Source organism: Mesorhizobium sp. M7A.F.Ca.CA.004.04.2.1, assembly GCF_004022825.1.
GTDB lineage: Bacteria > Pseudomonadota > Alphaproteobacteria > Rhizobiales > Rhizobiaceae > Mesorhizobium.
In genome coordinates this window covers 1-7454 of sequence record NZ_RZPH01000192.1, presented here as the reverse complement: position 1 = coordinate 7454, position 7454 = coordinate 1, and the positions used below count along the sequence as shown (strand labels likewise).

8 protein-coding genes are annotated in these 7454 nt (G+C 63.1%); all 8 read right to left on the bottom strand.

What is annotated here, in order from left to right; translation table 11 throughout:
* A partial coding sequence (locus tag EN893_RS11470) for a heme lyase CcmF/NrfE family subunit (protein WP_164900804.1) occupies window positions 1–1818 on the bottom strand: 1818 nt, incomplete at its 3' end.
* 32 nt (window positions 1819–1850) lie between these two features.
* Window positions 1851–2294 (bottom strand): cytochrome c maturation protein CcmE, encoded by a 444-nt coding sequence (gene ccmE / locus EN893_RS11465; RefSeq protein WP_127269163.1) that lies wholly within the window; start codon window positions 2292–2294, stop codon window positions 1851–1853.
* A gap of 8 nt (window positions 2295–2302) precedes the next feature.
* A complete protein-coding gene (gene ccmI, locus EN893_RS11460; protein WP_127269162.1) occupies window positions 2303–3442 on the bottom strand; it encodes a c-type cytochrome biogenesis protein CcmI in 1140 nt (379 codons plus the stop codon).
* A 93-nt stretch (window positions 3443–3535) separates the two neighbouring features.
* Entirely contained in the window at window positions 3536–3973 is a 438-nt protein-coding gene (locus tag EN893_RS11455) for a hypothetical protein (RefSeq protein WP_127269161.1), read from the bottom strand.
* A 184-nt stretch (window positions 3974–4157) separates the two neighbouring features.
* Window positions 4158–5591: an ATP-binding protein gene (locus tag EN893_RS11450; RefSeq protein ID WP_127269160.1), complete on the bottom strand. Its 1434-nt coding sequence runs from the start codon at window positions 5589–5591 to the stop codon at window positions 4158–4160.
* Window positions 5575–6240 (bottom strand): response regulator transcription factor, encoded by a 666-nt coding sequence (locus EN893_RS11445; RefSeq protein WP_023812809.1) that lies wholly within the window; start codon window positions 6238–6240, stop codon window positions 5575–5577. Before EN893_RS11445 ends, EN893_RS11450 begins: the two co-directional genes overlap by 17 nt.
* A 137-nt stretch (window positions 6241–6377) precedes the next feature.
* A complete protein-coding gene (locus tag EN893_RS11440; RefSeq protein ID WP_127269164.1) occupies window positions 6378–6680 on the bottom strand; it encodes a hypothetical protein in 303 nt (100 codons plus the stop codon).
* A gap of 175 nt (window positions 6681–6855) precedes the next feature.
* The gene (locus tag EN893_RS11435; protein ID WP_127269159.1) at window positions 6856–7263 is read right to left on the bottom strand and encodes a DUF3168 domain-containing protein; all 408 of its coding nucleotides are present in this window, start codon (window positions 7261–7263) and stop codon (window positions 6856–6858) included.
* Window positions 7264–7454 lie beyond the last annotated feature (191 nt).

Genomic DNA, 7454 nt, shown 5'->3' with positions numbered 1-7454 from the left:
GTCATTGCCCTCGTCGCCGAGCGAGATGTAGAGCTGCGAGAAACCAATCGTCCTGATGCCCGATTCCGTCGTCGTCATCTGCCGCACCGGATAAAACCGTTTGGCGGAGCTGATTTCGCCAACAGGGCTGCCGCTGACGCCGATCAGTTCGAAGCGGCCGAGATCCTCGCTGTAATTCGGTCCCTGGGCCGGATAAAGCCCGACGAAACGCAGCGTATGGCCGGACAGTTCGACGGTCTCACCGGCATGCATCGACAGGATCTTCTCGGTGCCGAAGCAAAGTGTGCCGACGATGCCGAGCGTGGTCAGGCCGAGGCCAAGGTGAGCGAAGGCGGTGCCGAAGACCGAGCGCGGCAGGCCGAGCAAGCGCCTGACCATGATCCCCGCTGCGACATTGCCGACCCCCGATTTGACGGCGAGATCGGTGAGCGCGCCAAGGATCAGCCAGACGGCAAGGCCAACGCCCAGAGCTGCGAACACCGAGGCGCCGTCGATGAACAAAGCGGTGACCAACGTCGCCAGCAGCGCCGCTGCAAATGCCACCATCAGGCGCTGCGCGACGGCGAAGACATCGCCGCGCTTCCAGGCCAGCAACGGCCCGAACGGAACCACGAGCAGCAACGGTACCATCAGCGGTCCGAAGGTGAGATTGAAGAACGGCGCGCCGACCGAGATCTTGTCGGCTGAAAAGGCTTCGACGGCGAGCGGATAGAGTGTGCCGACGAGGACGGTCGCCGTCGCCGTCGTCAGGAACAGATTGTTGAGGACCAGCGCCCCTTCTCGGGAAATCGGCTGGAACAGGCCGCCGGTCGTCAGCCGGGAAGCGCGCAGCGCAAACAGCGCCAGCGAGCCGCCGATAAACAGCGTCAGTATGCACAGGATAAACACGCCGCGCGTCGGATCGGTGGCAAAGGCGTGCACCGAGGTCAGCACGCCTGAACGCACGAGGAAGGTGCCGAGCAGCGACAGCGAAAAGGTCAGGATGGCGAGCAGCAGCGTCCAGATCTTCAGCGCCGAGCGCTTCTCCATGACGATGGCCGAATGCAGCAGCGCTGTGCCCGCCAGCCACGGCATGAAGGAGGCGTTCTCGACCGGATCCCAGAACCAGAAACCGCCCCAGCCAAGTTCATAGTAGGCCCAGTACGATCCCATGGCGATGCCGCCGGTCAGGAACATCCAGGCGACCAGCGTCCACGGCCGCACCCAGCGCGCCCAGGACGCGTCGATGCGGCCTTCGATGAGGGCGGCGACCGAGAAGGAAAAACAGATCGAGAAGCCGACATAGCCGAGATAGAGGAACGGTGGGTGGATGGCGAGGCCGAGATCCTGCAGGATCGGGTTGAGATCGCGGCCTTCGATCGGCGCCGGATTGAGCCGGATGAACGGATTGGACGTCGCCAGGATGAAGAGGAAGAAGGCGGCGCCGATGGCGCCTTGCACCGCAAGCACATTGGCGCGCAGCGTCGCCGGCAGGTTGGAGCCGAAAGCGGCGACGAGCGCGCCGAAGAAGGTCAGGATCAACACCCAAAGCAGCATCGAGCCTTCATGATTGCCCCAGGTTCCGGTGATCTTGTAGATCAACGGCTGCAAGGAATGCGAGTTTTCCCACACGCTTGCCACCGAGAAATCGGAGCTTGCATAGGCACTCGCCAACGCTGCGAAGGACAGCGCCGTCAAGGCAAAGCCGGTCACCGCGACCGGACCGCCGACGGCCATGAGGCGCTGGTTGTTCAGGCGCGCGCCAAACAGCGGCACCACCGTCTGCACCAGCGAAAGCGCAAACGCCAGGACGAGGGCGAAATGTCCGGTTTCAACCATGCCCGTGATCCATTGTCGCTCTCCTGCCGGAGCTATTCACTCTTGTTCTCCTGCCAGACGCCCTTGGCCTTGAGGCCGTCCGCAACCTCCTTGGGCATGTAGCGCTCATCATGCTTGGCCAGCACGCTATCGGCAACAAAAACCCCGTCCGGGCCGAAAGTACCCTCGGTGATGACGCCCTGCTCTTCGCGGAAAAGGTCGGGCAGGATGCCGGTGTAGGTGACCTTGACCGATTTGTGCGTGTCGGTCACCGAAAAGCCGACCGTTGCCCCCTGCCCGCGCTGGATCGTGCCTTTTTCGACCAATCCACCCAACCGGATGCGCTGGCCAGGCTGGACACTGGCGGTGGTGAGATCGGCCGGCATGTAGAAAAAGGAGGCCTTCTGGCCAAGCGCGTAAAAAGTCAGCCCCGTCGCGGCACCCAGAAAGACCAGCCCGCCCGTGATCACCGACAATCGTTTCTGCTTGCGCGTCATGTCTTGTTCTACTCCGTCGCCGCAAGGCCAAGCGAAGCGGCAAAGGCGGTGAATTTCTTCGCCTGCTCACTGTCTGCGCCAAAGACGGCGATGGCGCGACCGAGCGCCTCACGCGCCTGATCGGCCTTGCCGAGCACGACATAGGAACGAACGAGCCGCATCCATCCTTCCGGATCACGCGGATTTTGCCGCAGTTTGTCGTCGAGGCCGGCGACCATCGTATTGATCATGGCCTCCCGATCCTGCGGCGACATCGAGGATGCGGCGTCGACATCGCCGGCATCGGGACCGTTGCTGGCGCCGCTGGAGGCGACGTCGGAGCCTCCGGATTTGGCCAGCGCCTGCTCGACGGCACCGCGCCATGGCGAGTCCGGCGGCAATCTGCCCAGCATCGCCTGCCATGCCGTGGTCGCTTCCTTGGCGCGCCCCTCCTGCGCCAACGCCATGGCCAGGTAGAAACTCGCCTTCGCGTTGGCCGGATCGAGCTTCAGGGCTGCCTCGAAGGCATCCTGGGCATCGGCCGAGACAATGCCGCCTGCCGCGCTGGCGATCGCCTCGCCGAGACCGGCCTGGCGAACGGCGCTGTCGCCATCGAGCCGAATGGCGTTGCGATAGGCTCCCGCCGCGTCGGAAAAGCGCTGCATGCGCAGATAGACCGGTGCGAGCACGTCCCAGCCCCTGCCGTCAGTGGGATTGGCGGCCAGATGGGCTTCGGCCCGCGCCACCAGCTCGTCGACCGAACTGTCGGCGGGATTCTTGGCCAACCGCTCGCTGAGCGGTTGCGACGGCAGGTCGGGAGAGCCAAGCTTGACATAGAGCCCCCAACTGACCAGCGGCACCGCCAGCACGGCTACGGTTGCCACCAGCCTTGCCGTGATCGACGCTCGGCCAGGGTTTGCGCCGCTGGCGGTACCCGCATTGTCAAGGCGAATGATGCGGCGAGCGATCTCGGCGCGGGCCTCGGCTGCTTCGGCCGGCTGGATCAAGCCACGCGCGGCGTCGCGGTCAAGCTCGGACAATTGGTCCCGATAGACTTCGAGATCATGTTCGCCGCTCGACGACGCGCCCTTGGCGCTGGCGGCCAGCGGCAGCAGCACCGCCAGGCTTGCACCCAGCGTGAGAATGGCGGCTATGACCCAGAACAGCATGGTTCTTCCAATACCGGCAGAGCTCTGCCGTGCCAACAGATGCATGCTGCGACGCTTTGACGACGCCAGCCGCCAATCGTCGGCAGACGGTCGTCAGGTCAGCGGCGTCCAGCTGCCATCGGCGTTGCGGCAAGCGGTTCCACGCGCCGTGACCCCGGCGCCGGCGGAAAACACCGTCTGCGTGTACTGGCGGCAGTCCTGCGAACCGACGCGGTACGGCTGGGCCGGAACCACCTCGCCGTAGCGCGAAGCCTGAGCGCCTTTCCACGTCACCTTCTGGCCGCTGGTCGTATATTCCAGCGCCTTGTATTCAGCCTCGAGCGCGCTGCGCTTCTCGGTCTCGCTGAGGCCGTTGCCGATCGTCCCGCTGATGAGGCCGCCGCCCATCGCCGAAATGATCGTCGTGGTCACCTTGCCGCTGGAAGGAGGTGTCGAGGCCGGTGTCACTGCTATGGCTGGACCCTTGCCGCTCAAGGTGGTGCAGCCGGAAACGGCCAGCAATGCGGAAACGAGAGCGACGCGAATCTTCATGCCAACAACCGATTTTCTTGAGTGGGAGCCTGCCATGGATGCGCCGGGGGCCGCGTCATCGGAGAAGTTGGCGTGGCCATAGTATTGATATTTGTCGGAAATTTGGCCGCTGCCACTGCGGGACCAATCGACATGCCGCCAATAACATCTCCCGTCCTTCTATGTCGATTGGACCTGGTGAACATCACTGAAGGCTCCGCAATCGCACCACCGCCTTCAATCCGCCCATACCGGACCGTTCGAGCGCCAGAACGCCTCCATACTCGTTGACAAGGTCTGCGACAATGGCCAGCCCCAGACCTGTTCCGGGCTTCGTCTCGTCCAGACGCCGTCCCCGCTTCAGAGCCTCGCGCGCCTTGTCCTCGGGAATGCCCGGACCGTCATCCTCTATGCTGATCTCGAACAGGCCGGCCGGGTCGTCCTTGCCGGTCAAGGGCACGACCGAAACCTGCACCGCGCTCTTTGCCCATTTCATCGCGTTTTCAAGGAGATTGCCCAGCAATTCCTCAAGATCCTCGCGCTCGCCGGCGAAGACGATTTCGGCCGCCGGCAGCGACAGCGACAGATTTGTCTGCGGATTGAGCTTCTGCAGAACCCGCACCATGCGCTGCACCAGCGGCGTCACCGGCGTGCGATAGACGACGCTGTCGCGTTGTGCCGCGACGCGGGCGCGCTGGAGATAGTGTTCGACCTGCTTCTGCATGGAAGCGGCCTGTTCCGCGATCAGCTGCCCCTTGGCACCGCCGAGCGCGCGGCCCTCGTTGAGCAGTACCGCCAGCGGCGTCTTCAGCGAATGGGCGAGATTGCCGACCTGTGTTCGCGACCGCTCGACGATGCGCCTGTTGTTTTCGATCAAGGCATTGGTTTCGTTGGCAAGTGGTTCGATCTCGGCCGGGAAGCGGCCGTCGAGCCTCTGGGCGGTGCCTTCGCGCACCATAGCGAGCGCGTTCCTGACCCGGCGCAGCGGCTGCAGGCCGAGCAGGATGGCGATCGCGTTGATGGCGATCATGCCGACGCCGAACAGGCTGAGATAGGTCAGCAGGCGGCGCTGGAAGGTAGCGATTTCCTGTTCGAGTTCGCTCTGGTTGCCCATGACGCGGAAACGCGCGGCCCGGTTCTTGGCGTCGAGAACGAATTCGCTCTCGAAAACTTCGAGTTGCTCGCCGTCGATGCCTTCAGCTGCGTAGCTGCGCTGAAAGCTGGCATTGAACGGCACCTCGGCAACGCTCGGTGATGGGATCGTCGTGGTCATCGACGACGAGTGGAGATCGCCATGCACGCCCTCCGAAGCGGGCTCGACCGACCAGTACCAGCCCGAATTCGGCTCCGAGAACCGAAGGTCGCCGAGGTCTGGCGCGCCAGTCAGCGCCCCGCTATCGGAGATGCCGATCGAACCGATCAGGTTGAACAGATGCGCCGAAAGCAGGCTGTCGAAGCCGCGCTCGCTGGCCTGGCGGTATAGGGTGGTGATCAAGGTGAAGATGACAACGAGCGTCACGATCGCCCAGACCGTGGAAAAGGCGATAACGCGGAACGTCAGCGAACGCGGCCACAAACGCAGCGAAAGCGGCGTCCTTGCGGTTGGTTTGAGCGGTTCCGAGTTACGCCTCCGGCTCACGCATGCGGTAGCCCATGCCGCGCACGGTTTCGATCATGTCGATGCCCATCTTCTTGCGCAGCCGCCCGACAAACACCTCGATGGTGTTGGAATCGCGGTCGAAATCCTGATCGTAGAGATGCTCGACCAGTTCGGTCCGCGAGACGACTTCGCCCATATGGTGCATCAGATAGGCGAGCAGGCGGAATTCGTGCGACGTCAGTTTCAGCGGCACGCCGTCGACATCGGCCTTGGAGGCCTTGGTGTCGAGACGCAGCGGCCCGCAGGTCAGTTCGGACGAGGCATGGCCGGCAGCCCGCCGGATCAGGGCCCGCAGCCTGGCCAGCACCTCCTCGATGTGGAACGGCTTGGTGACGTAGTCATCGGCGCCGGCATCGATGCCGGAGACCTTGTCGCTCCAGCGGTCGCGCGCCGTCAGGATCAGCACCGGCATCTTGCGGCCGCCGCGCCGCCAGCGCTCGACCACACTTATGCCGTCCATCTGCGGCAGGCCGATATCGAGCACGACCGCGTCATAGGGCTCTGTGTCGCCAAGGAAATGGCCTTCCTCGCCGTCGAAGGCGCGGTCGACGACATAGCCGGCATCGACCAGCGCATCCGATATCTGCCGATTGAGATCCTTGTCATCTTCGACGACGAGTACACGCATGCGGAGTTCGATACCTGTTGAAGAGCTTTGTCAGATTGAAGGGCTTGGTCAGATTGAAGAGCTTTGTCAGATTGAAGACTGGGGCAGATATAGGCCGATTCCGGCGGCCTGGGAAACGTAGCCTAAGGTTGATTGGGTCAGTTCAGCGGAACGACGATCTCGGAACGGCGCGGACGTTGTCCGTCCTTGCCTGGAACGAGCACCACGATGACACAGACAGGCTGACCGCCGCGCGTCGATTGCGAGGCCTTGGCCAGCGTTCCGCCATTCTGCTCGGCCACCTGCTGGCCGATGGCGTAGCAATCGGACGCCGCCAGTACGATCGGACTGGCCAGGTCGGGCGGCGCGATGACCGGCATCGCCATCGCCCGCGACGCGAACAGCCCGGCAGCACAAAGCGCCAGTGTCGCGATTCGGAAGTGGGAGCGAAGCGTTTTCATGACCGGCGTTGTAACGTATCGGTGCTGAACGTGAAATGAACGGTGAATGCCGCTGAAAACATCCTCGCCACACCCCTGCAACGCGAGACAATCAACCTGGAATTTCACCGCCTCGAACAGGTGAAATCCCGCGAAAGTCCAGTCTAGACTCGGTTTTGACCATATTGAAAGCGCATCAGGCATTTTCCTGCGTTATCGCGCGAAAACGCAGCAGCCCGTGATGGACGAGCAGATCCTCGTCATGGCGGGCTTCGGCGAATTCCAGCGACAGTCGTGTCTGGCCGCGAGGGCCAATCACCAATGCTGCGTCGGCAAGGCGCGCCTGGATGGCGGCCATGATGGCAAGCGTTTCGGCGTCGCCATGGGCTTTCGACCAGACATGCAGCGTAATCAACTGATCGTCGGTGTTCTCGGTGCCCGTATCCCAGTCGAAAGCGGAGGTCTGGCCGCAGGTCACGTACGGAAAAGCGGCATTGTCGGTTGGCCGTTCGAGCAGTCCGGCGCCGCCCAGCAAGGCCGACAGCGATGCATCGCTTTTCAGCCTGAGAAACAGTGCCTGCTGTAAATCGCCTGGCGCGGTCATCGTCTTTTCCTCCAGTTCCTGCGCTGCCGATTATTGCTTTTCGGAAGCTGTCCGCGTTCTGCGTGTTCTGACAAATATAGCCATTCGACGCGCGGAGGCGATGGCGATTCGTCATCGGAATGATGGATGCCGATGATCTCGAAAGGGCGACTTTGCCAACACCATCGTCCGCGGGCACCGCGCCGTGAACA

Coding starts and splice junctions, on each gene's coding strand:
- ccmE (WP_127269163.1), bottom strand. CDS start 2,294: ATGACGCGCAAGCAGAAACGATTGTCGGTGATCACGGGCGGGCTGGTC.
- ccmI (WP_127269162.1), bottom strand. CDS start 3,442: ATGCTGTTCTGGGTCATAGCCGCCATTCTCACGCTGGGTGCAAGCCTG.
- EN893_RS11455 (WP_127269161.1), bottom strand. CDS start 3,973: ATGAAGATTCGCGTCGCTCTCGTTTCCGCATTGCTGGCCGTTTCCGGC.
- EN893_RS11445 (WP_023812809.1), bottom strand. CDS start 6,240: ATGCGTGTACTCGTCGTCGAAGATGACAAGGATCTCAATCGGCAGATA.
- EN893_RS11440 (WP_127269164.1), bottom strand. CDS start 6,680: ATGAAAACGCTTCGCTCCCACTTCCGAATCGCGACACTGGCGCTTTGT.
- EN893_RS11435 (WP_127269159.1), bottom strand. CDS start 7,263: ATGACCGCGCCAGGCGATTTACAGCAGGCACTGTTTCTCAGGCTGAAA.